The sequence below is a fragment of the Brevibacterium sp. 50QC2O2 genome (genome assembly GCF_024580675.1).
Lineage (GTDB): Bacteria > Actinomycetota > Actinomycetes > Actinomycetales > Brevibacteriaceae > Brevibacterium > Brevibacterium moorei.
Window position 1 is genome coordinate 279,634 of sequence record NZ_JANIJZ010000002.1, and the last position, 24,337, is coordinate 303,970.

Here is a 24,337-nt window from a genome sequence, read left to right on the forward strand (position 1 = left end):
GGTGGGGGCGTGGGCCCGGCTCCTCAGAAGAGACGGGTCTCCGGGTCGTCCATCCCGCGCAGCGCATCGTAGTCCAGCACCACGCACCGGATGCCCCGGTCCTCGGCCAGTGTGCGCGCCTGCGGTTTGATTTCCTGCGCAGCGAAGACGCCGGCGACCGGCGCCAGGAGCGGATCGCGGTTCATCAGTTCCAGGTAGCGCGTCAGTTGTTCGACCCCGTCGATTTCGCCCCGCCGCTTGATCTCCACCGCCACTGCGCCGCCTGCGGAGTCCCTGGCCAGGATGTCGACGGGTCCGATCGCCGTCATGTACTCGCGGCGCACGGTTGCGAAACCGGTGCCCAGCGTTTCGATGTGCTCGGCCAGCAATTCCTGCAGATGGGCCTCGACGCCGTCCTTGATCAAACCCGGATCCACCCCGAGATCGTAACTGGTGTCCGTATGGACGGCGAAGATCGTGATGACCAGTCTGTCACCGGTCTTCTTGTGCTCGACCTGCCAGATCTCCTGTGCGCCGGCGGCGGCCTGTTCCGCGTCCGGTTCGCTGACCCGCACGGTTGCCGGCGGGCTCATCCAGTTCAGCGGCTTGTACGAGCCGCCGTCGGAGTGAACCAGGACCGAACCGTCCGCCTTGAGCATGAGGACCCGATCCGCGGCGGGGAGATGGGCGGCCAGGCGGCCGGAATAATCAACTGAGCACTTCGCTACAACCAAACGCACGGCAGACCACTCTACCGCATGACAAAATAGGGGACATGCCTCGATCCTCGAACTCGCGTAGAAAGAACAAATGGCAAAGGGAGACCCATGAACTGGGTATCTCACTCAATTCGATCCGTCATGTGGTCGAGGGCCCCGACGGCGAATGGGTGGTCCAGTCGGTACGGGGGAACTCATCGGGGAAGGTCTACACCTGCCCCGGGTGCAATCAGGACTTGCCGGCGGGTACACCCCACACGGTGGCCTGGCGTTCCGAGGACGAATTCGGCGTGGGAGTCGGGCTGGCCCACCGCAGACACTGGCACACCTCGTGCTTCAACGCCCGCCACCGCAGGCGGTGACGGGCATTGAAGCCGGAACCGGGTTCGGAGAGCCCGGACCTTAGCGGTTCCGATTGTTGTTCCGGGGCAACGACTCGGTGGGTGCGTCGGTTTGCTCCTGGGGCTTCGTCTGGGGCTGTTTGGCCTCGGTATCGCCGGAAGCCGCCGCGTCCTTGGCGCTACCACCGTCGGACTGCAGACGCCCCTTCGCCTTGACTCCGCCGGTGCCCCGGGCAGGCGACGGGGTATTGGGAGCGTCCTTGGGGCGTGCCGCAGCGCCCTTGGGCGCTTCCTGTGCCTTGAGCTGATCGAGTTCCTCACCCGAGGCGATGCGCTCGGTCGGGAAGGCCGCGGCCTTGACCTGATCGGACTTGTCCTCGGCCAGGTCGATATCGTCGAACAGCCCGGGGGCTGCGAACATGGAGCGCAACTGCTCGAGCTGTGCTGTGATGGTGCGCCGCTGTTTGGTCAACAGATCGACCTGGGCCTGGGCGGCTGAGACATTGCGCTTGGCCTCCGCCGAGGACTCCTCAATGGTCGCCTCGGCAGTGGCGCGGGCCTCGGAGATGAGCTCCTGGGAGCGCTTCTTCCCATCGGCGATGATCTGGTCGGCCTTGTCCAGCGCCTCCTTGCGGATGGCCTCGGCCCTGGCGGCGGCCTGCGTGGCGGCCTCGTCCGCTTCGGCGGCACGCGCTTTGGCCTCGTTCGTCAGCCGGTCGTTGTCCTGTGCCGCCTTGGCGAAGCGGGCCTGTTCGTCCTTTTCGTGCGCCTGGCGCCGGTTGGCCAGCTCGACGTCCAGTGCGTCGGCGCGCTGCTGGGCTTCCTCGGCCGTCTTCTCTGCTCGAGTGGTGAGTTCTTTCGCCTTGGCCTCGGCCTGTTCGGTGACCTTCCTGGCAGCGGCCTCGGCTTCGGACCTGACCTTCTGGGACTCCTCGGCGGCGGAGGCGCGCAACTGCTGGGCCTCCGTCTTGGCCGTGGTGCGCAGATCGGCGACTTCCTTCTGGGCGTCCGCCCTGGTCGTGGACAGCTCCCGTTTGAGCGCCTCACGGGACTGCGAGGCCTCCTGCTCGACCTCGCTGCGCAGCTGTGCCGCCTTGCGCTGTGCCGCGGCCACCAGTTCCTCCGCCTTCGTCTGCGCGGCGGTTGTGGTCTCCTTGGCGCGCAGTTCGGCGGCCTGTTTGATCGCTTCGGCTTCGTTGCGCGCCGAATTCAGGGTGTCATTGGACTCCGTGCGCATCCGCGCACGCGAACTGGCGGCGTCCGCGCGGGCCTTGTTGCGGATCGTCTCCGCATCCGCGGTGGCCTGGGCGAGGGTCTCCCTCGCCTGCGACTCGGCGATCTTGAGCAGATGGTCGATCCGGCTGCCGGGTGCACCCTGCGACTCCGGGGAGGACTCCGCGGCCTTCTTCAGCTGGGCCTTGGCCTCCGAGAGTTCCCCTGCGATCTGGAGTTTGGCGCGATCGGCCGTGATGACCTGGCTGCGCGCATCCGTCAGCGCCTTGCGCAGGGAGTCGATCTCACCGCGCAATTGCGCGATGCGGGAATCGACCTCGTTCTTCTCATAACCGCGCATCGACGTGCGGAACTCTTCGGGGGGTGTCACGTTCGCTCCTAGTGTGTCTGGGCCTGGCTTCGCCGTTAACTCTAGTGAGTGAAGTTGAGGATTGCTGGGACCTCCATCATTCGTCGGGTCGTGTCCCACGGAGGTGGGGGAGGGCGCCGGGATGGTGGAAGTGCATTAAGCTGGGCGAGCGTGGTCACACGGTCCGTGGGTGCCACCCGAACCCGGCCGGCATGCTCGTTCGATCGCGCCGAAATGCATTGACAACGTCGTTGACCGCAGCCGGTCCGCGACCGGAGAACAGGAGTGAACATATGGCCGAAGCCGTGATCGTCGCGGGCGCCCGTACCCCGCAGGGAAAGCTGCTGGGCGGACTGTCCGGCCTGTCCGCCGTCGACCTGGGCGCAATCGCCATCAAGGGCGCCCTTGACAAAGCGGGCGTGGACCCCGAAGCCGTCGAGTACGTGCTCATGGGCCAGGTGCTGCAGGCCGGGTTGAGTCAGGGGCCCGGGCGTCAGGCGGCTGCCAAAGCCGGTATTCCGATGAACGTGCCCGCGGTAACCCTGAACAAACTGTGCCTCTCCGGCATCAACACGATCACGCACGCGGCGATGTTGGTGCGCGCCGGCGAATACGATGTGGTGGTCGCCGGCGGGCAGGAGTCGATGACGAATGCCCCGCACATGCTGGAGAAGTCCCGTCAGGGTTACAAATACGGCACGGTGCCGCTGCGCGACCACATGGACTACGACGGGCTGTGGGACGCCTTCACCGACCAGGCGATGGGTGCGCTGACCGAGGACGCGAACGCCGGGGACGTGGAGTTCTCCCGCCTGGCACAGGATGAGTTCGCCGCACGCTCGCATCAGCGGGCCGGTGCCGCCTGGGAGGCGGGCCGCCTGGTCGACGAGGTCGTGCCCGTGACGATCAGGACCCGCAAGGGCGAGGTCGTCGTCGACCGGGACGAGGGTGTCCGCCCGGATTCCACTGCGGAGTCCCTGGCGGGTCTGCGGCCGTCGTTCAGGCCCGACGGCACGATCACCGCGGGCAATGCGTCACCGATCTCCGACGGGGCGGCAGCCGTGGTCGTGATGAACAAGGACAAGGCAGTCGCAGCCGGTCTGCCGATCCTGGCCGAGATCCGCTCCCACGCCTGGACGGCGGGGCCGGATTCGACTCTGCAGCACCAGCCGTCGCAGGCGATCAAGCAGGCCGCGGCGCGTGAGGGCGTGGCGGCGGACTCCTTCGACCTGTACGAGATCAACGAGGCCTTCGCCCAGGTGGGACTGGCCAGTATGCAGGACCTGGGCATCGACGCCGAACGGGTCAACGTCAATGGCGGGGCGATCGCCCTGGGGCACCCGATCGGGGCCTCGGGTGCGCGCATCGTGTTGACCCTGGCCCACGAACTGAAACGCCGCGGCGGTGGCCTGGGTGTGGCGGCGCTGTGCGGTGGCGGCGGTCAGGGCGACGCGCTGGTGATCAAGGTGGAGGGCTGAGACGTGCTCCTGGCCTTTTCGGTTTCGCCCTCGGGAGGGGAAGACCCCTCGGGTAGCGGGTCGGTCCACGATGCCGTCGCCGCCGCCCTGGAGGTCGTGCGGGCCTCCGGCCTGCCCAACGAAACGTCCTCGATGTTCACTACGGTCGAAGGGGAGTGGGACGAGGTCTTCGCCGTGGTCAAGGCCGCGACGCAGGCCGTTGCCGCCTACGGTCCGCGCGTTTCCCTGGTCATGAAGGCCGATATCCGTCCCGGCCACACCGGGGAGATCACCGGCAAGGTGGAACGGGTCGAGGCCGCGCTGGCCGAACGCCTGGACGCCCACCGGGGATGATCGGCACCTGTGGGGCCCGAGGTGAAACCCCGGGCCCCACAGGGTAACCTAGTCCTGGACCTGCGGTTTCCGCGGGTTCTTGGCCTCCGTAGCTCAGTGGATAGAGCAGTGGGTTTCTACCCCATGTGTCGCGGGTTCGAGTCCTGCCGGGGGCGCAGAGGTGTATGCGGCACGGGTCGCGGCTACGGCTCGATCGGATGCCACAGATCGTCTCAGGCTATAGGATCGCAGCATGAGCTATCAGCCGGCAGCAGACCGTTATGCACACATTCCCGTCCGCCGTTCGGGCCGCAGTGGCCTGCAGTTGCCCGGCCTGTCCCTGGGACTCTGGCAGCGCTTCGGCGATGACCGCAGCATCCAGACGCAACGGGAGATCGTGCTCGCGGCCTTCGACCGCGGTGTCTTCCATCTGGACCTGGCCAACAACTATGGCCCGCCGGCGGGTGCCGCGGAGGCGAACCTCGGCAGGATCCTCAAACAGGATCTGGCCGCGCACCGCGATGAGCTGGTGATCTCCACCAAGGCCGGCTGGACCATGGGGCCCGGCCCCTTCGGGATCGGCGGCAGCCGCAAATACCTCGTATCCAGCCTGGACCGCTCGCTCGAGCGCATGGGACTGGACGCAGTCGACATCTTCTACCATCACCGGCCCGACCCGGACACCCCGCTGGAGGAGACAGCCGCCGCGCTGGACCACATCGTGCGCTCCGGCCGCGCCCACTACGTCGGCATCTCCTCCTACTCTCCCCAGGACAGCCGCACCATGGCCGGGCTGCTGCGCGGGCTGGGCACACCCCTGACGATCCACCAGCCCTCCTATTCGATGTTCAACCGCTGGATTGAAGCCGAGGGACTGGTCGACGCGGCCGCCGATGAGGGCTTCGGCATCATCGGCTTCAGCCCGCTGGCCCAGGGCATGCTGACCGACAAGTACATCGGCGGCATCCCGGACGGCGCCCGCGCAGCCCAAGGGGGCACGCTCAACCCCGACTGGCTGACAGACGAGGTGCGCGCTCGCCTGCAGGGCCTGCACGACATCGCAGCCGGACGCGGCCAGTCACTGGCCCAACTGGCACTGTCCTGGGCACTGCGCGACCCGCGCGTGACCAGCCTGGTCGCCGGGGCCTCGAGCGTGGCCCAGCTGGAGGAGAACCTCGACGCGCTGGACCACCTCGACTTCACAGAAGCGGAACTGCGGGAGATCGACCGGTTCGCCGTCGACTGTGGGATCGACAACTGGGCCGATGCGCGCAACGGATCACCCGTGACGTTCCGGTGAGGCCGTGGCGCCCCTGATCACCGGAGCGACAGTCCGGCTTCGTCCATGGTGATCCGGGTGTCGATGCCCAGCCTGTCCAGGAAGTGCTCATCATGGCTGACGACGATGAGTCCGCCGCGATAATCGCTTAGCGCCGAGACCAGCTCATCGACACTGCGCAGGTCGAGGTTGTTGCTCGGCTCGTCCAGCACCAACAGCCGGCAGGGCGGATCGGCCAAGAGCAAGGTCGCCAGCGCGATGCGGAAGCGCTCCCCGCCGGACAGGTCGCCGACGCGCCGTTGCACCGTGTTACCGCGGAACAGGAAGCGCGCCAAGCCCGCACGCAGGCGGTGCTCCGTGGCCCTCGGGGCCGCAGCCCGCACGGTTTGGAGCAGGGTCGCATCATCGTCGAGATGGTCCAGGCGCTGGGGCAGGTAGCCGATTCGGTCGGTGAGGGCCTCTGCCCGGCAACCGCGCGCGGCGCCGGCCTCTCGTTCCGGGTGGACCAGCTCCTCGAGCAGCCGGGTCTTGCCGATCCCGTTGCGTCCCGTCAGCGCCACGCGTTCAGGGCCCTGCACGATGAACTCACGGCCCCGCCCATCGCGCAGGGCCGCCAGCCTGCGAGCCGCAGGCACCTCGGGGTCGGGCAGGTCGATCGAAATACCGGCATCGCCGCGGATCCGTTGTTCCTGCTCGGCCACAACCTGCCGGGCGGCGTCGACGGAGGCGTCGTGGCGGCCCTGCAGCTTGCCGGCGGAGACCTGCGCCTCCTGCTTGCGGTTGTTCATGATCATCTTCGGCTTGCGCTTGTTCTCGAAGTCGGTCCGCGCGTAGCGTCGGCGCCGGTCCAGCTTGGTCTGCGCCTGGATCCGCTGGCGTTCCTCGGTGCGCAGCCGCTGTTCGGCCGAACGCAGGGCCTGTTCGGCGGCGGCCTGTTGGACCTCCAGGTACTCCTGGTAGGCCCGATAGGGTCCGCCGAATACCTCAAGTGCTCCGTCGCGCAGCTCCGCCGTCGAATCCATCAGATCCAACAATTCGACGTCGTGGCTGACGACGAGCAACGACCCCCGCCAGGAATCGATCGCCTCGTAGAGCAGGCTGTGGGAGGCGCGGTCCAGGTTGTTCGTCGGTTCGTCGAGCAACACGACTTCGTCGCCGGCCAGTGCCAGACCGGTCAGTGCGACCAGGACCGTCTCCCCACCGGAGAGGCTCCCGACCGGGCGGTCCAGTTCGATGTCGGTCAAACCGACGCGATCCAGCGCCGCTCTGGCACGGGCCTCGACGTCCCAGTCGTCGGCGAGAGCATCGAAATGCGCCGGGTCGGCGTCTCCCGACTCGATTGCGCGCAGGGCGCTGACCCGGGATTCGATGCCCAACAGCCCGGCGACGCCGGCGCCGGCGTCCAAAATGAGGTGTTGGGGCAGATAGCCGAGGTGTCCGGTGACCGTGACGGAGCCGGCGCTGGGCACCAGCTCGCCTGCGATGATGCGCAGCAGAGTGGTCTTGCCCGTGCCGTTGGATCCGATCAGGCCCGTGCGGCCGAGGGGGAATGTGGCAGACAGGTCACGGAATACGGTGGTGCCGTCGGGCCAGGTGAAGGAAAGGTCTGCCAGCGTCACAGCCGGCTTCTGAGTGGATAGCATGAGGACTCCCGGGTTGTCAGTGCAAGCGCTGACACCGGAGCCCTCAGTGCAGGGCGATCGACGGGGTCAGCGCGGTGGGGACGCGGCCAGACGGTCGTCGATCAGCATTTTGGGGATCCTCACGTGGAAAACAGGGACGGCTCGACGATAGCAGGCGCGCGCCGGAACTTCCAGAGATCTGCGTCACCCGGGGCGACGGCCTCCGGGCAGGGAGTCAGGCGGCGATCCCGCGCAGATAGTCGGCCAGGACCTCGGCGTGATTGTGGGTGGTGTCCTTGGACGCGAACAGCAGCACGAGCGTGTGGGCGCCGGTTGCAGTGGCACGATTCACGAGTGCTGCGGGGGCGTCCGAGCCCTCCAGCTCCGCGCGGTATTCGCCTGCGAAGTCGGGGAAGTCGACGGTTCCGGCGTGGAACCGTTTCCGCAGGTCCGGGCTGGGCGCAACCTCTTTGTCCCAGGAAGCCGCGGCCAGGCGCTCCTTCTTGACTCCGCGTGGCCATAGTCGGTCCACCAGTGTCGCGTATTCGCCGGCGTCCGGCGACCAGTCGTACACACGTTCCGTCCGGATGTCCATGGCCCCAGGCTAGACCCGCTGGGTCCAAGGCGCGAGCCCGTAACGCCTCCGGACATCGCCGGGTCGGGGAGGCGCCTGTGCGAGGGTCAGTGGGTCGTACCGCCTGGTATTATCTGATTGACCAATCAGATAATAAATGTGGAGAGCCGCAGATGGCCAGGAAAGTCGATCCGGAGAGGGTTGCGCAGAAGAAGGCGGAGATCGCCGCGGCCGCCGCCCGGCTGTTCGCCACCCAGGGCTTCGAGGCGACCAGCGTTGCCCAAGTGGCACAGGAGGTCGGTATCAGCCCCGGCAGCGTCTTCTACTACTATCCGGACAAGGCCGCGCTGTTCCGCGCGCCCTTCGAAGCGGACCTGCCGGCGGCAGAGGACCTCATCGCCGGACACGCCAACACCTGCGACCCGCTGGCCGCGATCCTCGACATCCTCGAAACCCTGGCCGCGGACGCCGCCTATCCCTATGCACAGGGGATGCTGATCGAATCGCTGCGGCGGATGGGTCACGATCCGGAACTCATCGCCGCCTCGGAAGCCGTGTCGGCAGTGCAGCGCGCCGGGCTGATCGACCTGATCACCCGGGCCGCCGCAGCCGGACAGATCGACCAGGGGATAGACCCTGAAGCTGCTGCCGGCTGGTTGCTGACCATTGTCGACGCCTGCTATCTCAACGCCGAACCCGGACGAAATCCGGCGCCGGAGGTGCGGCGCACCGCCCTGGGCTACCTGAAAGGACCCTGCGCATGACCGCTTCCATCCCGACGAGCACCGTCGCCATCCCCACGGGGTACAGACCAGCCTTCATCGTCGGAGGGGGCCTCATCGGCCTCCTTGCGGCATTCGTAGTCGGCCCGCTGGTCTCCTGGCTGGTCGGACGCATCGGAGACGCGCCGGGAATGCTGCGCCTCGCGGCAGAACTGCCGCTGGCCTGGGCGATCCCGGTGTTGACCGTCGTCGGCGCGATCGGCGGCTTCCTGATCGTCGGAAAGTGGATGGACGAGGCCGGTGCGATCAAGGTCTCCGCCCGGGGCATCACCGTGCACACGGAGGACGCCGATCGGTTCATAGCGGCCGAGGATATCTCCGGACTGGCCCGTACGGGGCACAAGGAACTCCTCGTACTGGGCGCGGGCGGGCGTGAACTCCTCCGCAGCAGGCTGGAGGCCGAGATGGTCCCCGGCCTGGTAGCGGCGCTGGACGCGCACGGGCTCCCCGGACTCGCCCCCGTGGACCCCCACGAAGCGGACTTCACGACCTGGGTGGACGGCGCAGGTCTGGTGGAAGAAGACCTCGAAGAGCTGCTGCGGAGCCGCCGGCGGGCCCTGGCCGATAAACGTGGAGGCGCCGCCGAGGACGCACTGGAAGCACTGCGGGACAGAGGTGTCATGGTCCGCGACCGTGACGGCCGTCAACAGATCCGGACGATCGGCCGGCAGGGCTGAATCGTCACAGGGTCCCAGGTTCCACAGCTGCGCCACAGGCTGCACAAAGCACCCCCTTCACCCGGAACGATGTGATGGTCTCAACGCACACGACGAGGAGAACATCATGAACGTGCAGCAGCACCCGCAGTACCCGGTGAACGCCACCGCCGCGCGGCACTGGTATCAGAAGCCGGGACCCATCGGCGCCCTGGCCGCCGGCCTGGGTCTGGCCACCGGACTGGTCCTGGGGGTGCCGGCGACCTTCGGCATCGAGTCCGCGCTCGCGGTCGTGGCGGAGCAGGGGAGCACGGTCCAGCAGGCGCCGGGTTATCAGGCGGCGGCCGGAACCGGGCAACCCGGAACCGGGCGATCCGGAGTACAGGGCGCCGATGGCAGTGCCGGTCCCGGCTCGTCCGACGGCCTCGGCGATGGGGCAGGGGGCGCACGGCAGGTTCCGGGCGGACAAGACTCCGCCGGCGAAGCGGGCACCGGTACAGCTTCGGGCCAGGCAGCGGCGACCTCGGCCACCGCGAAGCAGGCGGCAGGGGTCGTCATCATCAACACGAACCTGAAGTACGAGGGCGCAGCAGGTGCGGGCACCGGCATGGTCGTCAAGTCCGACGGCACTGTGCTGACGAACAACCACGTTATCGCCGGGGCCACCTCGATCAAGGTCACCGTGCCGGCAAGTGAGAAGACGTACACGGCCACTGTGGTCGGCACACAGGCGCAGGACGACGTCGCGGTGCTCAAGCTGACCGGGGCGAAGGACCTGGCCACCGTCGCCCTCGACGAGGATCAGGAGAAGGTGGGACAGGCGATCACGGCGGTCGGCAACGCCCAGGGCAGGGGAGAGCTGGCTGCGGCCAGGGGCACCATCACCGCCCTGGACTCCACTGTGACGACCGAATCCGAGGGCACGGTCGGCTCCGAGTCACTGGACGGGATGATCGAGATCTCCGCCCGGGTGGTCTCCGGGGACTCCGGTGGGGCCCTGCTCGACGATGAGGGCGAGGTCGTCGGGATGAACACGGCGGCGTCCTCGGGCAGCAGTACGATCACCGCCTACGCCATCCCGATAGAAGACGCGATGTCGATCGCGGACAGGATCACCGCCGGGGACGAATCCGCTGGGGTGTCCCTGGGCTATCCGGCCTTCCTGGGCGTCCAGGTCGCCGCTGCAGACCAGGACTCAGCGGGGGCCGAGGGGAGTGCCGGCGGAGTCGCTTCGGGTGCGCCCGTGGCCGGTGTCATCGCCGGCACGGCCGCGGCCAAGGCCGGCCTGGAGGAGGGCGACCTGGTCACCTCGGTGGGAGGCACGAGGATTGCATCGCCCACGGCCCTGACCAAGGCGCTGTCCGGCTACGATCCCGGACAGCGGGTGAAGATCGAATGGACGGACTCCGCCGGCGCATCCCACGCCGCCACGGTCACCCTGACCCAGGGTCCGGCGTCCTGAGGGCGCCCGGCCGCTAGCGCGTGATGAAGCCGGTCACCCGTGTCACCACGTGGGCGATGGATTCCTCACAGCCGGAGTCGAGCCACCGGTAGATCAGCCAGACGGCTCCGGCGGCCACCGCCTCGACCGCCTCGACATCGGTGTGCGCGCTGGGGGTACCCAGCAGGCGCTCGACGACGAACTCGATGACCCCGCGCAGCACACGGAAACCGGCACGTGAGGGTAGGACTCGGCTGAAGAAGGCTGTGTGGATGCGCAGTCTGGTCAGTACGGTGCCCAGGTGCTCGGCGATCACAGAGTCGTCGACGGTGCCAGGGGGTGCCGGATGGATACCCGAGAAGACCTCCCGCAGCAGGTCGTCCGCAGCGGCGGCCAGGGAGGCGGGGACATCGGGGAATGCCGCATAGAACGTGGGGCGGGACACGCCTGCGCGGTTCACGATCGCGGTGATGGTCAACCTGTCGGGATCGTCCAATAGAGCCAGTTCGCGCACGGCCGTGACGATGCGCACCATGGAGTCGGGATTCCGTGGTGTCGGGTCTGCATGGGGATGCGAGCTCATGGTGTCAGCTTACGTCTGACCCCGTATACACAGGTTCCCGGCGGTGCCCCACGACGCAGGGTGAGGGTTCTGACACTACGGGTGTCGGTATAAGAATTGCCGCCTCCCACGGCGCGCCGACTGGTGGGAGACTGAGAAAACAGTCAGAGTATGAGCGTGACTACCATCGCGACGAGCGACCAACAGCTACCGACCGCACTGGGCCCTGCCCTGCGCGACCTCGTTGCCCGAGTCGGGGCGGCGCGGTTTCCCCTGGCGGCCTCCGGGGCGGAGGCGGGACGTGAACTGCAGATCAGGCTCCGGGCCCAACTCGGCGACTACCTGATTCCCAGAGCGGCCGATCCACGTGCACCGTTGCTGGTCGTCGTGGGCGGTTCGACCGGCGCAGGCAAGTCGACCCTGGTCAATTCGATCCTGCGCACGGAGGCCACCCGGGCGGGGGCACTGCGACCCACCACCACCTGGCCCGTGCTCATTCACAATCCGGCCGATGCCGACTTCTTCACCGGTAACCGCATCTTCCCCAGTCTCAAACGCATCGCAGGGGGATCTACGGCAGCCGGCAGGCCCTCGATGCAACTGGTCGAAAGCACAGAGGTCCCCGCCGGGATCGCGCTGATCGACTCGCCCGATATCGATTCGGTGGCCTCGACCAACCGCGAGGTCTCCCGTGAGCTGTTGGGAGCCGCTGACCTGTGGCTCTTCGTGACCACTTCCGCCCGGTACGCCGACGCGGCGCCGTGGGAGGTGCTCAAGGGGGCCTCGGACCGGGGGACCTCGGTTGCCGTCGTGCTCGACCGGGTCCCCGCCGATGCCAACCGCGAGGTCCGTCACCATTTAGGCGGGCTGTTGCACGCCGCGGGCCTGGGCCAGGCGCCCCTGTTCACCATTCCGGAGATCGACCTGGAACACGGATTGCTGCCCGAATCGGCCGTTTACCCCGTGAAGTCCTGGCTGTTCAACCTGGCCACGGGCGACCGCGCCCGCTTGCGTGTGATCAACCGAACCCTGCTGGGGGCCCTGCACACGGTGGGTGCGCAGATCGAGACCCTGGCCGACGATGCAACCAGGCAGGAGGACGCGCACCGCGAACTCAGCACGGCCGTCGAGGGCGCATTCGCCGGCCAGATCGACGAACTGTCCGCAGCACTGCGGCGCGGCGATGCGGTACGCGGCGAGGTCCAGGCCCGGTGGCAGGACTTCATCGGCACCGGCCAGTTCTTCAAAGGGCTCGAGCCGTCCGTCGCCCGTCTGCGTGATCGGCTGACTGCCCGGGTCGTGGGCAAACAGGACACCGCCGGCCCGCTCATCGCCTCCCTGCAGAGTTCTATCAACCAGATCATCCGACTGCACGCCGTCGAAGCGGTAGGGCGCACGGCACTGGCCTGGCAGCAGACCCCTGCCGGAACGGCCCTGCTGGACCGCAACCGGCATATGGCGGCGGTGCCGGCCAGTTTCACGGAGTCGGCCAAGGACTTCACCCGTGAGTTCGTCGGCAAGGTGTTCGCCGAGGTCTCCCAGGCATCGCAGACACGCAAGGCGAAGGCCCGTATCCTCTCCTTCGGAGTCGAGGCGGTGGGCGCCGTCGTGCTCATCTCGCTGGTCAGCGGGGTAGATGTGCAGACCCCGGGGCGTGCCAGGGTCGTCGCGAATACCGCCGAGGTCGCCGAGCACCTGCTCGACACGATCTTCGGCCCCGACGTCGTCTCCGGCCTGCTCGGCGGGCTGCGCACGGACCTGGAGGCCGGGACCGGTGAGCTGCTGCGCAGCTGCCGGCGTCCTTTCGAACAAGCCCTGACGGTGGCCGAGGTCCCGGCCAGGCAGGGACGCGGACTGCGCTCGGCGAGCGCCCGATTGGAGGAACTGCTGTGAGTGAGCCGGGCATCAAGGAGCAGATCGCTCATTATGCACAGGGCATCAGGCAGGCCCTGACCCTGCCCGCGGGGCACCTGAGCCCGGAGACTGTTGCGGAGGCCCGCAGCGTGCTCAAGAAGTCCAGTGCCCGGATGGGCATGGGGGAGGACTACACGGTCGTGGCCTTCGCCGGTTCGACCGGTTCTGGCAAGTCATCGCTGTTCAACGCGGTGTCCGGTCTGGAGCTGGCCCGCGTCGGGGTGCGCCGCCCCACCACCTCGAAGCCCACTGCCTGTGTCTGGGGCGATGGCGCGCAGGACCTGTTGGATTGGCTGGAGGTTCCCCAGGAGAACCGGACATGGCGCGAATCCGCGCTCGACGGCGACGACGAGCGGGCCCTGCACGGCCTGGTCCTGCTTGACCTGCCGGATCACGATTCGACCGCGGTGGAACACCGGGAGGAGTCGGACCGGATGGTCGGCCTGGTCGACGTGCTGGTTTGGGTCGTCGACCCCCAGAAGTATGCAGACTTCGCCCTGCACTCGCGGTATCTCTCGCAGATGAGCGAACAGGACTCCTCAATGGTCGTGGTGCTCAACCAGGTCGATCGTCTGGCACCGGAGGACCGGGAGATCGCGGCCACCCATTTGCGCAGCCTGCTGACCAATGACGGGCTGGATCAGACCGATGTCCTCCTGGCCTCGGCGAAGTCCCGCGAGGGGGTCAAGGAGATCCGCGAGCGCCTGGTCCGTCGGGTGTCGGAGCGGGCCGCGGCATCCCAGCGTCTGGTCGCCGATCTGCGGACGGTGGCCAGACGGATCCAGTCCGAGCTGGGCGAGCCGGTCGCCGATCCGCAGGCGCTGCCGGGTGCGGCCCGGTTGGTCTCTGCGATGACCGATGCTGCGGGCGTCGACGCACTGGGCCAGACGGTGCACGACGACTACACTCGCAGGTCTTACCAGGCGACAGGATATCCGCCACTGGTCTGGATGCAGCGGGGCAAGGCCGACCCGTTGGGATCGCGGCACGGGGCCAACCGTGCAGCGTTGATCAGGGCCTCGGTGCCTGCGACCACTCCGACGCAGAGCGCGCAGGTGGGTCTGGCCGCGCACGAAGTCGTCGCCGAGGCCGCGGCGAGCCTGCCGTCGAGTTGGCGTTCCGCGGTGTCCGAAGCCGAACGGAGCACCGCCAGTGAGCTGACCGATTCGCTCGACCAGGCGGTCACCGGAGTGCAGATCACCACAACGCCCCCGGGGTGGTGGGCCACTGCACGCTTCTTCCAGTGGCTGTTCTTCATCTTGACCCTGGTGGGCCTCATCGGCACAGTCGCCGCGATCGTCCTGGCGGTTGCGGGAACGACCGGTGTGTCATGGCCTGTGTGGATTGCGGGCCCCGTGGCCCTGTTGGTGGGCCTCATCGGGTCCCTGGTGACCTCGCGCAGCGCCAAGGGCGGGCGCGACCGTGGGGCCGATGAGGCCGAGGCCCGGGTCCACCGTGACCTCGAACAGGCCGTGCTCGCGGCGGCAGCCGGATCGTATCTGGCCCCGGTGACCGAGGTTCTGGCCGAGCACAAGGCCGTCTTCGACTCCCTGCGCTAGGCGCCCGACATCCGGCGATCGGGCGTCGCGCGCCTGTGGACCGACCGGGGACCGGCGCGTCCGCTGCCTGGGGACACGCCGACGGTGTCCACAGGCACACGTGTCTCCCTTGTGCCCGAGGTCCCGTGCCGGGTTCGCTGGTGGTGTTCACGAATACCTGTGGGAGGCAGTGATGAACACCAAGATGCTCAACCATTTCATCGGACACGTGGGCGGCCCGCCCACCGCGGGACAGGACAGGGAGGACCGGCCCTGGGTCCGGTTCCGCCTGGCGGTCGGCCACAGTTGGTTCGATCGCGAATCAGGACAGTGGAAGAACAGTGATCCGACCTGGTTCGACGTCAGCTGCAACGGGATGCTGGCGGACAACGTCAGGAAGTCGATCGACAAGGGAGACCCGGTCATCGTGCTGGGCAGGGTGACGGATCGCGAATGGAAGGATGCCGCGGGCAATGTCCGTAACAGCCTCGTCATCATCGCCGAGGCCGTCGGTCTGAATCTGCAATTCGGCAGGGGCGCGATCACCACCCGGTCCAAGCAGCAGCGCGGGGAGGAGGAACGCGACGCCCGCCTCGAGGCGGACACCGCACCGGGGTCGGACGGGCAGGACACCAATGCCTGGAGCATGAGACCGCCCCCGGACCAGGCCGAACAGCGTGCGGACTCGGAGCCGGCGGGCTTCGGCGCCGGACAGACCGGGTCCTACACCCAAGCCGTCGGTGCCGCGACGACGCCCCGCACCACCGTGAGCACTCACGTGGATGCCGCAGTCGGCGATGACGACGCGCCCTTCTGAGGTGCCGCCGCCGTGGCGGCAAGCGGCGGCACCGGGATAGAGTGGGGCCTGTGAGAGCCCACATCCAGTCCCGTGTCGTCGCCGTCCTCGGTGGCAGTGCCATGGTGCTCGCCCTGAGCGCCTGCAGCCTGTTCGGTCCTTCGGGCAGTGCTCCCGCCGATGATCCCACGCCGGGGAAGAAGCAGACTCCCGCGGATGTGCAGAAGGTGATCAAGACCCTGAAGCCACTGGCGCAGAAGGACAAGGCGCCCAGCGCCAAGGACTTCTTCCAGACGATGACCGCCGCGGGCTACAAGAAGTCCGCGCTGGAGGCCACCATCGATGCCACGCCCCTGGATACGGGGATTCCGGCCAAGATGTTCGGCGTCCGGGTGTCCGGCGGCTGCGTGATCGGCGAGATCCGCGGCGGCAAGGTCGAGGCTAAGAAGGTCCCGCGGACCAAGAGTACGGGAACCTGCCTGGTGGGCGATGTGCAACGGCCGGCGGGAGTCGCCACGCCTTCGGGGGAGCCCCGGGGTTCCGAGCAGACTGGCCCGGACGAACTGCTGCCCGGTGACGGCTGAGTCGGTCGAACAGGTCCTACGCAGTGTAAACGGTGCCGGGACTGGCCCGGGTGTGGGCTGACCGGATAGGCTAAGGGCACTATGCCAGAGTTCATTTACACCATGTACAAGGCGCGCAAGGCGCACGGTGACAAGGTCATCCTCGACGATGTGTCGATGTCGTTCTACCCCGGTGCCAAGATCGGCATGGTCGGTCCCAACGGCGCGGGTAAGTCGACGATCCTCAAGATCATGGCGGGCCTCGACCAGCCGTCGAACGGCGAGGCCAAGCTGGCCCCCGGCTTCACGGTGGGCATCCTGCTGCAGGAACCGCCGCTGAACGACGACAAGACCGTCCTGGGTAATGTCGAGGAGGGCGTTGGTGAGATCAAGGCCAAGCTCGACCGCTACAACGAGATCTCCGAGGAGATGGCCAACCCCGACGCGGACTTCGACGCGCTGATGGAGGAGATGGGCAAACTCCAGGAGGCCATCGACGCCGCCGACGCCTGGGACCTGGACTCCCAGCTGGAACAGGCGATGGACGCCCTGCGCTGCCCACCGCCGGAAACCGACGTCAAGGTCCTCTCCGGTGGTGAACGCCGCCGCGTCGCCCTGTGCAAGCTGCTGCTGGAGAAGCCCGATCTGCTGTTGCTCGACGAGCCGACCAACCACCTGGACGCGGAATCGGTGCTGTGGCTCGAGCAGCACCTGCACTCCTACCCCGGCGCCGTCATCGCCGTGACCCACGATAGGTACTTCCTCGACCACGTGGCCGAATGGATCGCGGAGGTCGACCGCGGTCACCTGTATCCCTATGAGGGCAACTACTCGACCTATCTGGAGAAGAAGGAAGAGCGCCTCCAGGTGCAGGGCAAGAAGGACGCCAAAATGGCCAAGCGGCTCAAGGAGGAACTCGATTGGGTTCGTTCCAACGCCAAGGCCAGGCAGACGAAGTCCAAGGCCCGTCTGAACCGCTATGAGGAAATGGCGGCTGAGGCGGAGAAGACCCGCAAGCTGGACTTCGAGGAGATCCAGATCCCGCCGGGCCCGCGGCTGGGCAATGTCGTCATCGAGGCGAAGAACCTGGTCAAGGGCTTCGACGGGCGCACCCTGATCGACGGACTGTCGTTCGATCTGCCGCGCAACGGCATCGTCGGCGTGATCGGTCCCAACGGCGTGGGCAAGTCGACTCTGTTCAAGACGATCGTGGGTCTCGAACCGATCGATGGTGGAGAACTCAAGGTCGGCGAAACGGTCAAGATCAGCTATGTCGACCAGAACCGCGGTGGAATCGATCCGGAGAAGTCGCTGTGGGAGGTCGTCTCCGACGGACTGGACTACATCCAGGTCGGCAATGTCGAAATGCCCTCACGGGCCTATGTCTCGGCGTTCGGCTTCAAGGGTCCTGACCAGCAGAAGAAGGCCGGAGTTCTCTCCGGCGGTGAGCGCAACCGGCTGAACCTGGCGCTGACCCTCAAGCAGGGCGGTAACCTGCTGCTGCTCGATGAGCCCACCAACGACTTGGACGTGGAGACGCTCAGCTCGCTCGAGGACGCCCTGCTGGCCTTCCCCGGTTGCGCTGTGGTGGTATCCCACGACCGGTGGTTCCTCGACCGTATCGCCACCCACATCCTGGCGTGGGAGGGCACGGAGGAAGACCCCGCCCAGTGGTACTGGTACGAGGGCAACTTCGAAGGCTACGAGAAGAACAAGGTCGAGCGCCTGGGCGAGGACGCCGCGCGGCCCCACCGGGTGACGCACCGTCGTCTGACCCGCGGCTGACACCGGCCGGGTACCGGGGCCGGAGGTCCGGGGTGAAAGAATGAGCCAATGAGTTTCGAATTGGTCAACCCCCTGATCTCCGGCCCCTTCACGCGTGTGCTCATCGAGTTGCGCTGGGGCGATATGGACGCCTATGGGCACGTCAACAACGTCACCCAGCTGAAAATCCTGGAAGAGGCACGTGTGCGTGCCTTCGGTTCCCCCACCGCCGCGCGCGATGTCCAGCCGGTGGCCGGTCCCGCCGGTGCTGCTCGGCAGGTGTTCGGCACGGCCCTGCCACAGGTGTTCCGGGCCGCCAGCGACGGCGCCGACATCCTGGTCTCGAGCCATGCGATTGAATATCGCACGCCGGTGCCTTACCGTGAGGGCCCCATCGCCGTGGACCTGGTGCTGGCGAAGGTCTCGCCGGTGCTCATCACCGTGGGCTACGTGATCGGAGAACCCGACGGCTCGGCCCAGTACTCGGTGGCCGAGACCGACGTCGTCTTCGTCGACTCCATCACCCACCGGGCGCGCCGGCTCAGCGAGCACGAATACGCGGAGCTGAGCGGGGCAGTGGTCGGCCCGATCCGGATGAAGAGGCGCAAGTGACGTCCCTGCATCCGGCCGATTCGGGAGCGCTGGCCGACTGGCAGTTGTTCACCGCCCGCCTGCTGCGGGCCGATCCGGACGCCGCCGTGCGCTTGAGCGTGGGCGGCGATGTGCTGGTGCTCACTACAGCTCCCCTGTATCCGGCCGGCTTGGGCGACACGATGCCCCTGGTGCTGGCGATGCGGATGCTGCGATTGAGTGACTCCGGGCTGGACGGGCTGGACCGGGTGGTGCCGGCTCGCGCGCTCGGCGACAGGTTCGCCCGAGCGGAAACCACCGGCGACGCCCGTCTGCCCCTGCCTCCGACCGAGGTGCCCGTCGCCTGGACGGCTCGCACCCCGCCCCGGACCGGCTGGACCAACGTGGGCGAGGTCCCGGCCGCGAACCTGGTCGAGGTTGCCCGCGCCGGAATCGCCGAGGTCGCCCAGGGCAGCCCCTCCGGTTCCGGTGGGCATGCGGTGAGCAGGCTGCGCCGCCTGGTGTGGAGCCGGGAGGTCGAACTCGAGCCGGGCGCCCCGGCCGCTGCAATGGGGCCCGAGCGCCTGCCATCCGTACCCGCAGGAATGGCCTACGCCGGTGAGGTCCTGGGGTTCTTACCGCATGGACCCGTGCTCGAAGACTCCGGGGTCACGGTGTTCCGGGTCTCCGGCTGGTTGCGCCTGACGACTCGCGGCGGCCATCTGCTGACGCCCCTGCGCAGCCTCTAGGAGCGGTCGTTGGAACCCGGGGTCCGATCCCGGGCGCCGGGCTCTTCGAAGCTGTTGATCATGGCAGTCGCCGCACGGTTGAAGTAGTCCCACATCGCAGCGTCGTACATGGGTGCCAGTTCCAGTGTGTCGAGTGCTGCGCGCATATGGGCCAGCCAGTGTTCGCGCCCGCGGGGAGTGACGGTGAAGGGCATGTGGCGCATCCGCAGACGGGGGTGCCCGCGTTCCTGCGAATAGGTGGTGGGCCCACCGAAGTACTGTTCGAGGAAACCCTGCAGCCGGTGCTTGGCGCCGACGAGTTCCCGGCCGTCTGGATACATGGCGATCAGGTAGGGGTCATCGGCGACCCCGGCGTAGAAGGCGTCGACCAGCTTCGTGAAAGTGGGGTGCCCGCCGACCAGGGCGAACATGCTCTGGGGCGCTTCGGCAGCGTCCTGTGTTGTCATCGGAGTTCCGTCATTTGCGCGCATCGTCCTTCCCAGACACCGTCTCGACCTCGGTCGACTCTACCGCACCGGCGCCCAGTGGCCCCATGGAGCGCAGCACCGTCTGCATCTCGAAGGGCACGGCCAGGTCCCGTCGCGAAAGCTGGTGGCGGAAGTTCTTGCGGAACTCGCGTGAGACGGAGCCGTTCTGCCCCGGTCGCGTCTTGATTGTGACCCGGACCGTCACCGCCTCGCCGGTCATCTGCTGGACGCCCAGGACCTCTGGGTCCTCCAACAACGACTTCTTCAGCTCCGGCTGTGCCTGCAGATGGGTGATCGTATCGGCGATCACAGCGTTGATCGCGTCATCGTCCGCCTCATAGGGGAAGGGCAGATCGAGCACAGCCACGGACCATCCCTGGGAGGAATTCCCCACCTTGAAGATCTCGCCGTTGCGGATATGCCACAGGGTGCCGTCCATGGCCCGGATCTTCGTGATCCGCAGACCGACCTCTTCGACGCTGCCCTGGACTTCGCCCAGGTCCACTGAGTCGCCGATGCCGAACTGGTCCTCGATGACGATGAAGAAGCCGGACAGATAGTCCTTGACCAGGGTCTGGGCCCCGAAGCCCAGGGCGATGCCCACGATCCCGGCCGATGCCAGCACCGGCGCCAGATTGAAGCCCAATTCGGTCAACACCATCATGCCCGTGATGACGGCCACGACAATGGCGGTCAGGGACTGCAACAGTGAACCGACTGTGCGCGCCCGCTGGGCCCGCCTGGCCCTGGTCATCGGGTCCTGTCCGAACATCTCAACGGAACGCGATGACTTGCCCATGCGCAGCCGGCCGTCCGCGCCGGCTGCGATCGACCGAGTGAAGCGGCGGATGATGAGCCGCAGGATCAGCGCGATCAGCAGGGCGACGAGGATGATCACGGCGATCTTCAACGGTGTGCCCAGCCAGAATGCGTAGTCGAAGTCACGCGCCTTCTGCACCGTCTCGTCGACCGTGCGCTCGAAACCGGTTGACGTGGGCGTCGGGGTGGGTGAGGTCGTCCCGTCCGCAGGCCCGGGGGAGACCGAGGAAGGGGACGGGGTGGACTGAGCGAAGACGGACTGAGCGTTCATATGCACTCCAGGCTAGTGGAGGCCGCTGAACGGTTCCCAGGACCCCGCTGAGTTCCTCCCGAAAATCCGATACCGAAACGTTATAAAGTCAGATGGTCGCATAGGCGGCCGCAGACACGGTCGGCCGGAAGCGCCGCCGGCCCCGACCCCTCTGGAGGGTCGGGGCCGGCGGACGGTCGGCAGGCCGCTGTCGCGCATGCCGGGCGGATGAGCCGCCTATTCGGCTGTGCGCACCCGCAGGGTCCGCTCCGCGGAGTCCAGGTTCTCCCTCATCAGGCGGACCAGGCCCTTGTGGGCCTCGGCGTGCCCGTCCAGCCAGCTGCGGGTCGCCTCGACGGTGGCAGCCGAAGCCGGCGGGTACAGGCCCAGGGTCAGGGTCTGGGCGATCTCCAGGGTGCGGTCGGCCCAGACCGATTCGATCCGCTCGAAGTAGGCAGAGCGGAAGTCGCCCAGTCCCTCACCCGCTGCGATGAGCGAGCCATCCGGATTCTCGATCCCGTGGCCGAATCCGCGGGTGATGGCGTCGACCATCGTATTGGGCACCGAGGTGTCGGTGAGGAGTCGCACGAAGGTAGCAGTCTTGACCGCGGAATCGGCGCGCGCGGCCTTGGCCGTGCCCGCCGCGTAATGTCCGTCTGCGGTGTTGTCGGCGGCCAACCAGCCATCGATGGCAGCATCGTCGAGGCGGCCGGCGGCTGCCAGCGCGATGATGATCTCCCAGCGCAGATCGGTATCCACGCTCAGCCCCGGTCCCGGCTCGGTGGTGCCGGCCAGAATCGCCTCGAGGGTGTCGAGCTGTTCGGCGCTCGCGGCGTGCTTGACGAAGGCCTGGAACAGCTGGAACTGCTGATCGGAGTTCGCCGGCGCCTGCTGGACCATCGTCCACAGGGCTGCTGCGGCCTCGGTCCGGCCGGCCGGCCTGTCGGCGGGGGCGGTGTAGGCGCCCAGGGCCGTGGCCAGATTGCGCATCTGCACATTGAGCGCGGTCGAATGGACGACCGATGGCAGGTGCTTCTCCAGGGCGTGCACATAGGCTGCCGGGGCCAGTTCGCCGTCGCGCACCATGTCCCACAGGGTCGTCAACGCCACAGTCTGCGTGAGCACATCGGAGAAGCCGTCCAGATGCTCCAGCACGACCTGCAACGACTCCGGATCGAATCGGACCTTGGCGTAGGTAAGATCCTGATCGTTGACGACGATGACCGCGGGGCGCTGCGCGGGCACGGGCAGTTCGACCGATGCGCCGTCCAGATCGAGCTCGTGCAACGCCGTGCGTTCGAGCTGCCCGCCGACCAGATCGTAGTAGCCCACGGCCAGGCGGTGCGGGCGCAGCGAGGGCACGGGCCGGCCGGCGAGCGCAAAGGGCTCCTGCAGCAGGGCGATGCGCTCCACCGTGCCGTCGGAACCGGATTCGACGATCGGCCGGATCAGGTTCACCCCCGATTCCTGCAGCCACAGCTTCGTCCAGGCGTCGACGTCGCGGCCGGAGGCCACCGCCAGTTCGGCCAGCAGATCGGCCAGGGTCGCGTTGGACCACGAGTGCTTGTCGAAGTACGCCTTGATGCCGGTGAAGAACTGCTCGCGGCCGACCCAGGCGACCAGCTGTTTGAGCACGGATGCGCCCTTGGCATAGGTGATGCCGTCGAAGTTGACCTCGACATCGGCCAGATCCTCGATCGGGGCGACGATCGGGTGGGTGCTGGGCAGCTGGTCCTGGCGGTAGGCCCAGGCCTTCTCCAGGGAGGCGAAGGTGGTCCAGCCCTCGGTGAACTCGGTGGCTTCGGCGGTCGCCAGGGTGGACATGAATTCGGCGAAGGACTCATTGAGCCACAGGTCGTTCCACCACTTCATGGTGACCAGATCGCCGAACCACATATGGGCGAGTTCGTGCAGGATCGTCACCACGCGACGCTCCACCGTGGCGCCGGTGGGCCGGGAACGGAATACGTACTTCTCCACGAAGGTCACCGCGCCGGCGTTCTCCATTGCGCCTGCGTTGAACTCCGGGACGAACAGCTGGTCGTACTTCTCGAAGGGATACGGAGTGTCGAACAGGTCCTCGTAGAAGGCGAAGCCGGCGCGGGTGACGTCGAAGATGTTGTCGGCATCGATGTAGTCGAACAGCGAGGCACGGGTATAGACACCCAGCGGCACGGCCTCGCCGTCGGCCGACTGCAGCGAGGAGTGCACCGACTTGTAGGGCCCGGCGACGATCGCGGTGATGTAGCTGGCGATCCGCGGGGTGGGGGCGAAGCGCCAGACCGCCATGGCCTCGGCGGAGTCCTCGGGCATGTCCCGGGGCGCGCTTGCCAGACCGCCGAGCACATCGTCCACGGAGTCGGTGGGTGCGGGGGTGGGGGAGTTGGAGACCACGGCCCACCGGGCCGGCGCGACGATCGTGAAGGCGAAGGTGGCCTTGAGGTCGGGCTGTTCGAACACGGAGAAGACGCGGCGCGAATCGGGGACCTCGAACTGGGAGTACAGGTAGGTTTCGCCGTCGGCCGGATCGACGAAGCGGTGCAGGCCCTCGCCGGTGTTCATGTAGAAGAACTCGGCGTCGACGACCAGCTCGTTGCGCTCCTGAAGTTCCGGCAGGCGGATGCGTCCGGGGCCCACGTACTTGGCCGGGTCCAGGATTTCGCCGTTGAGCCGCAGCTCGTGAACCGAGGAGGTGATCGCATCGATGAACGTCTGCGTGCCCGCTTCTGCGGTGAAGGCCACCACCGTGCGGCTGCGGAAGGTCGGTCCCTTTCCGGTGAGCACCAGGGTGACGTCATAGGAGTCGACTCGCAGGGCCGCCGCGCGTGCGGCGGCCTCCAGCCGGGTCAGATTGTGCTGGGCCATTGGTCCTTCTTCCCTCTTGCAATGTCCGTGTGACTTGCAAGTATTCTTTCATGTGAGGCCCGGGCAGCCACCGGGCACCGTCGATTCCTCGGAGGATGATATGGCCACGCAAACCCTAGATTTCTGGTTCGATCCGAGCTGCCCCTGGGCCTGGATGGCATCGCGCTGGGCGCTGGAGGTCCAGCGGGTCCGCGACGTCGAGGTCGAATTCCATGTGATGAGCCTGGCAGTGCTCAACGAGGGCCGGGAGGAGCTGCCGGAGGACTACAAAGCCGCCATGCAGCGGGCCTGGGGCCCCGTGCGGGTGATCATCGCTGCGGCCGCCGGTCACGGCAAGCAGGTCATCGAACCGCTGTACACGGCCATGGGCACTCGCATTCACCCGGGCGGCAACAAGGACTATCCGCAGGTCATCGCCGAGTCCCTGGCCGAGGTCGGGCTGCCGGCGGAACTGGCACAGGCCGCTGATTCGACTGAGTGGGACGATGCGCTGCGGGCCTCCCATCAGGAGGGGATCTCCAAGGTCGGCGAGGACGTGGGCACTCCGGTCGTGGCCGTGGGCGATGTCGCCTTCTTCGGTCCCGTCGTCACCCCCGCTCCCAAGGGCGAGGCCGCGGGTAAACTGTTCGACGGCCTCGTCCTCGTGGCCGGCACCCCCGGGTTCTTCGAACTGAAGCGCACCCGGACATCCGGCCCGATCTTCGACTGAACACCC

23 protein-coding genes and 1 tRNA gene are annotated in these 24,337 nt (G+C 67.4%); 16 read left to right on the plus strand and 8 right to left on the minus strand.

Features of this window, described 5'->3' with window-relative positions; translation table 11 throughout:
- Positions 1-23: 23 nt before the first annotated feature.
- Positions 24-719 (minus strand): endonuclease NucS, encoded by a 696-nt coding sequence (gene nucS, locus NQ038_RS02745; RefSeq protein WP_257047250.1) that lies wholly within the window; start codon positions 717-719, stop codon positions 24-26.
- A 35-nt stretch (positions 720-754) separates the two neighbouring features.
- Here nucS and NQ038_RS02750 point away from each other — a divergent pair, with 35 nt between their 5' ends.
- The gene (locus tag NQ038_RS02750) at positions 755-1,060 is read left to right on the plus strand and encodes a hypothetical protein (RefSeq protein ID WP_257047251.1); all 306 of its coding nucleotides are present in this window, start codon (positions 755-757) and stop codon (positions 1,058-1,060) included.
- Positions 1,061-1,100: 40 nt separating this feature from the next.
- Here NQ038_RS02750 and NQ038_RS02755 read toward each other — a convergent pair whose 3' ends face one another.
- Positions 1,101-2,642: a cell division protein gene (locus NQ038_RS02755; protein ID WP_257061819.1), complete on the minus strand. Its 1,542-nt coding sequence runs from the start codon at positions 2,640-2,642 to the stop codon at positions 1,101-1,103.
- A gap of 272 nt (positions 2,643-2,914) precedes the next feature.
- Between NQ038_RS02755 and NQ038_RS02760 the strand changes: the two genes are divergently transcribed.
- The 4 genes from NQ038_RS02760 to NQ038_RS02775 all read left to right on the plus strand — a co-directional run bounded on the left by NQ038_RS02760 (position 2,915) and on the right by NQ038_RS02775 (position 5,711).
- Complete coding sequence (locus NQ038_RS02760) at positions 2,915-4,099, plus strand: acetyl-CoA C-acetyltransferase (protein WP_257061820.1); 1,185 nt, start codon at positions 2,915-2,917, stop codon at positions 4,097-4,099.
- A 3-nt stretch (positions 4,100-4,102) separates the two neighbouring features.
- Entirely contained in the window at positions 4,103-4,432 is a 330-nt protein-coding gene (locus NQ038_RS02765; RefSeq protein ID WP_257058364.1) for a thiamine-binding protein, read from the plus strand.
- Between the two features lie 82 nt (positions 4,433-4,514).
- A tRNA-Arg gene (locus NQ038_RS02770) sits at positions 4,515-4,587 on the plus strand.
- 77 nt (positions 4,588-4,664) lie between these two features.
- A complete protein-coding gene (locus NQ038_RS02775) occupies positions 4,665-5,711 on the plus strand; it encodes an aldo/keto reductase (protein WP_257047254.1) in 1,047 nt (348 codons plus the stop codon).
- Positions 5,712-5,728: 17 nt separating this feature from the next.
- Here NQ038_RS02775 and NQ038_RS02780 read toward each other — a convergent pair whose 3' ends face one another.
- Both NQ038_RS02780 and NQ038_RS02785 read right to left on the minus strand, forming a co-directional pair.
- Positions 5,729-7,333 (minus strand): ABC-F family ATP-binding cassette domain-containing protein, encoded by a 1,605-nt coding sequence (locus NQ038_RS02780; protein WP_257061821.1) that lies wholly within the window; start codon positions 7,331-7,333, stop codon positions 5,729-5,731.
- A 214-nt stretch (positions 7,334-7,547) separates the two neighbouring features.
- Positions 7,548-7,907 (minus strand): DUF488 domain-containing protein, encoded by a 360-nt coding sequence (locus NQ038_RS02785; protein WP_257061822.1) that lies wholly within the window; start codon positions 7,905-7,907, stop codon positions 7,548-7,550.
- A gap of 152 nt (positions 7,908-8,059) precedes the next feature.
- Here NQ038_RS02785 and NQ038_RS02790 point away from each other — a divergent pair, with 152 nt between their 5' ends.
- The 3 genes from NQ038_RS02790 (at position 8,060) to NQ038_RS02800 (ending at position 10,786) form a co-directional block, all read left to right on the plus strand.
- The gene (locus NQ038_RS02790) at positions 8,060-8,650 is read left to right on the plus strand and encodes a TetR/AcrR family transcriptional regulator (RefSeq protein ID WP_257061823.1); all 591 of its coding nucleotides are present in this window, start codon (positions 8,060-8,062) and stop codon (positions 8,648-8,650) included.
- Positions 8,647-9,345 carry a hypothetical protein gene (locus NQ038_RS02795; RefSeq protein ID WP_257061825.1) on the plus strand — a complete coding sequence of 233 codons (699 nt, stop codon included), beginning with the start codon at positions 8,647-8,649 and terminating at the stop codon, positions 9,343-9,345. The genes NQ038_RS02790 and NQ038_RS02795 overlap by 4 nt, the downstream gene beginning before the upstream one ends.
- Positions 9,346-9,451: 106 nt before the next feature.
- Complete coding sequence (locus NQ038_RS02800; protein ID WP_257047259.1) at positions 9,452-10,786, plus strand: S1C family serine protease; 1,335 nt, start codon at positions 9,452-9,454, stop codon at positions 10,784-10,786.
- Between the two features lie 13 nt (positions 10,787-10,799).
- On the opposite strand, the gene NQ038_RS02805 is transcribed toward NQ038_RS02800, so the two are convergent.
- A complete protein-coding gene (locus NQ038_RS02805; RefSeq protein WP_257047260.1) occupies positions 10,800-11,348 on the minus strand; it encodes a TetR/AcrR family transcriptional regulator in 549 nt (182 codons plus the stop codon).
- Positions 11,349-11,498: 150 nt separating this feature from the next.
- On the opposite strand from NQ038_RS02805, the gene NQ038_RS02810 reads away from it, so the two are divergent.
- From NQ038_RS02810 to NQ038_RS02840, 7 genes are all read left to right on the plus strand, one after another.
- Entirely contained in the window at positions 11,499-13,220 is a 1,722-nt protein-coding gene (locus tag NQ038_RS02810; protein ID WP_257061826.1) for an ABC transporter, read from the plus strand.
- Positions 13,217-14,800 carry a GTPase gene (locus NQ038_RS02815; protein ID WP_257061834.1) on the plus strand — a complete coding sequence of 528 codons (1,584 nt, stop codon included), beginning with the start codon at positions 13,217-13,219 and terminating at the stop codon, positions 14,798-14,800. Before NQ038_RS02810 ends, NQ038_RS02815 begins: the two co-directional genes overlap by 4 nt.
- 172 nt (positions 14,801-14,972) lie before the next feature.
- Positions 14,973-15,596: a single-stranded DNA-binding protein gene (locus tag NQ038_RS02820; RefSeq protein WP_257047267.1), complete on the plus strand. Its 624-nt coding sequence runs from the start codon at positions 14,973-14,975 to the stop codon at positions 15,594-15,596.
- A 50-nt stretch (positions 15,597-15,646) separates the two neighbouring features.
- The gene (locus tag NQ038_RS02825) at positions 15,647-16,159 is read left to right on the plus strand and encodes a hypothetical protein (protein WP_257047269.1); all 513 of its coding nucleotides are present in this window, start codon (positions 15,647-15,649) and stop codon (positions 16,157-16,159) included.
- An 81-nt stretch (positions 16,160-16,240) separates the two neighbouring features.
- On the plus strand, positions 16,241-17,923 hold the full coding sequence (ettA, locus tag NQ038_RS02830; protein WP_257047271.1) for an energy-dependent translational throttle protein EttA: 1,683 nt from the start codon (positions 16,241-16,243) through the stop codon (positions 17,921-17,923).
- A gap of 48 nt (positions 17,924-17,971) precedes the next feature.
- Positions 17,972-18,514, plus strand: a complete 543-nt coding sequence (locus tag NQ038_RS02835; protein ID WP_257047272.1) for a thioesterase family protein — start codon at positions 17,972-17,974, stop codon at positions 18,512-18,514.
- A complete protein-coding gene (locus tag NQ038_RS02840; protein WP_257047273.1) occupies positions 18,511-19,221 on the plus strand; it encodes a hypothetical protein in 711 nt (236 codons plus the stop codon). Before NQ038_RS02835 ends, NQ038_RS02840 begins: the two co-directional genes overlap by 4 nt.
- Here the strand turns inward: NQ038_RS02840 and NQ038_RS02845 are convergent.
- The 3 genes from NQ038_RS02845 to pepN all read right to left on the minus strand — a co-directional run bounded on the left by NQ038_RS02845 (position 19,218) and on the right by pepN (position 23,622).
- Positions 19,218-19,667 carry a globin gene (locus NQ038_RS02845; RefSeq protein WP_257047275.1) on the minus strand — a complete coding sequence of 150 codons (450 nt, stop codon included), beginning with the start codon at positions 19,665-19,667 and terminating at the stop codon, positions 19,218-19,220. The two genes, NQ038_RS02840 and NQ038_RS02845, sit on opposite strands and share 4 nt — an antisense overlap.
- A 10-nt stretch (positions 19,668-19,677) precedes the next feature.
- Positions 19,678-20,778: a mechanosensitive ion channel family protein gene (locus NQ038_RS02850; protein WP_257047276.1), complete on the minus strand. Its 1,101-nt coding sequence runs from the start codon at positions 20,776-20,778 to the stop codon at positions 19,678-19,680.
- Positions 20,779-20,994: 216 nt separating this feature from the next.
- Positions 20,995-23,622, minus strand: a complete 2,628-nt coding sequence (pepN, locus tag NQ038_RS02855) for an aminopeptidase N (protein ID WP_257047277.1) — start codon at positions 23,620-23,622, stop codon at positions 20,995-20,997.
- Between the two features lie 100 nt (positions 23,623-23,722).
- Here pepN and NQ038_RS02860 point away from each other — a divergent pair, with 100 nt between their 5' ends.
- Positions 23,723-24,331 (plus strand): DsbA family protein, encoded by a 609-nt coding sequence (locus NQ038_RS02860; RefSeq protein WP_257047278.1) that lies wholly within the window; start codon positions 23,723-23,725, stop codon positions 24,329-24,331.
- The last annotated feature ends 6 nt before the right edge of the window (positions 24,332-24,337 follow it).

Excerpts from the sequence above, each read along its gene's own strand:
- NQ038_RS02845 (WP_257047275.1), bottom strand. The coding sequence starts at position 19,667 with ATGACAACACAGGACGCTGCCGAAGCGCCCCAGAGCATGTTCGCCCTG.
- NQ038_RS02760 (WP_257061820.1), top strand. The coding sequence starts at position 2,915 with ATGGCCGAAGCCGTGATCGTCGCGGGCGCCCGTACCCCGCAGGGAAAG.
- NQ038_RS02835 (WP_257047272.1), top strand. The coding sequence starts at position 17,972 with ATGAGTTTCGAATTGGTCAACCCCCTGATCTCCGGCCCCTTCACGCGT.
- NQ038_RS02800 (WP_257047259.1), top strand. The coding sequence starts at position 9,452 with ATGAACGTGCAGCAGCACCCGCAGTACCCGGTGAACGCCACCGCCGCG.
- NQ038_RS02785 (WP_257061822.1), bottom strand. The coding sequence starts at position 7,907 with ATGGACATCCGGACGGAACGTGTGTACGACTGGTCGCCGGACGCCGGC.
- NQ038_RS02820 (WP_257047267.1), top strand. The coding sequence starts at position 14,973 with ATGAACACCAAGATGCTCAACCATTTCATCGGACACGTGGGCGGCCCG.
- NQ038_RS02860 (WP_257047278.1), top strand. The coding sequence starts at position 23,723 with ATGGCCACGCAAACCCTAGATTTCTGGTTCGATCCGAGCTGCCCCTGG.
- NQ038_RS02750 (WP_257047251.1), top strand. The coding sequence starts at position 755 with ATGCCTCGATCCTCGAACTCGCGTAGAAAGAACAAATGGCAAAGGGAG.
- NQ038_RS02850 (WP_257047276.1), bottom strand. The coding sequence starts at position 20,778 with ATGAACGCTCAGTCCGTCTTCGCTCAGTCCACCCCGTCCCCTTCCTCG.
- NQ038_RS02780 (WP_257061821.1), bottom strand. The coding sequence starts at position 7,333 with ATGCTATCCACTCAGAAGCCGGCTGTGACGCTGGCAGACCTTTCCTTC.
- NQ038_RS02805 (WP_257047260.1), bottom strand. The coding sequence starts at position 11,348 with ATGAGCTCGCATCCCCATGCAGACCCGACACCACGGAATCCCGACTCC.
- NQ038_RS02775 (WP_257047254.1), top strand. The coding sequence starts at position 4,665 with ATGAGCTATCAGCCGGCAGCAGACCGTTATGCACACATTCCCGTCCGC.
- NQ038_RS02795 (WP_257061825.1), top strand. The coding sequence starts at position 8,647 with ATGACCGCTTCCATCCCGACGAGCACCGTCGCCATCCCCACGGGGTAC.
- NQ038_RS02790 (WP_257061823.1), top strand. The coding sequence starts at position 8,060 with ATGGCCAGGAAAGTCGATCCGGAGAGGGTTGCGCAGAAGAAGGCGGAG.
- NQ038_RS02810 (WP_257061826.1), top strand. The coding sequence starts at position 11,499 with ATGAGCGTGACTACCATCGCGACGAGCGACCAACAGCTACCGACCGCA.
- pepN (WP_257047277.1), bottom strand. The coding sequence starts at position 23,622 with ATGGCCCAGCACAATCTGACCCGGCTGGAGGCCGCCGCACGCGCGGCG.
- ettA (WP_257047271.1), top strand. The coding sequence starts at position 16,241 with ATGCCAGAGTTCATTTACACCATGTACAAGGCGCGCAAGGCGCACGGT.